This window comes from Vibrio sp. R-1, from assembly GCF_035615595.1.
Taxonomy (GTDB): domain Bacteria; phylum Pseudomonadota; class Gammaproteobacteria; order Enterobacterales; family Vibrionaceae; genus Vibrio; species Vibrio cholerae.
The window spans coordinates 1-692 of the sequence record NZ_WPDC01000263.1; the positions used below are offsets into that span (position 1 = coordinate 1).

A 692-nucleotide genomic window follows, 5' to 3' on the forward strand; every position below is an offset into this window, starting at 1 on the left:
GCTACGCGTTGACAGTCCTTCTTGAGGCGTTTGTTAGCTGTATGGCTCGATTTCCATTCCCAACTGAATTAAGTAAGCTTTCATAAATTTCATTCTCTTTTCAGCCTCTACCTTTGCTGACGCTGTATGCATTATTTCAGGCAATTTAAATAGCTTAGTGTAGAAATGATCTACCGTATTCACTCGATCATTCGGCTCACGTGTACCGCAAAAGGGGTCAGTTGCATCATATAAACCCACGCCTAAATTTGTGCTCACCTGAATGCAACGAGCAATCCCAATTGCACCTAGAGCATCGAGTCTATCAGCGTCCTGTACAACCTTTGCTTCAAGCGTGTCAGGTTGAACATTGGCGCTAAAACTATGAGCAATAATTGCGTGCTTTATAGCGTCGTGATATTCCTTCGGATAACCAATCTCATTAAGAAACTCCAGTGCCTTATCTGCTGCAATACGAGAGCTTTGAGCTTTGTTAGGATGATTCTTGGGAAATGAAAAACAATCGTGGAGATACGCTGCAGGTAAAACTACCTCAAGCATCGCACCTTCAATTTTGCTCAGCAGTTTGGCCGTTTTGACAACACGAAATACATGGTTTAAGTCATGCGCCAAATCTTGCTCCATTTCAGACTCAATGAAAGTGACAAATTGAGTCTCATAGTTTTCTACCACATTACTTCCTTGTTCATCGT

Annotated in this window: 1 protein-coding gene; it reads right to left on the reverse strand. The window is 42.1% G+C overall.

Annotated elements, in window-relative coordinates; translation table 11 throughout:
* Nucleotides 1-33: 33 nt before the first annotated feature.
* The gene (locus GOU96_RS18000; RefSeq protein WP_267783815.1) at nucleotides 34-672 is read right to left on the reverse strand and encodes an HD domain-containing protein; all 639 of its coding nucleotides are present in this window, start codon (nucleotides 670-672) and stop codon (nucleotides 34-36) included.
* Between the last annotated feature and the right edge of the window lie 20 nt (nucleotides 673-692).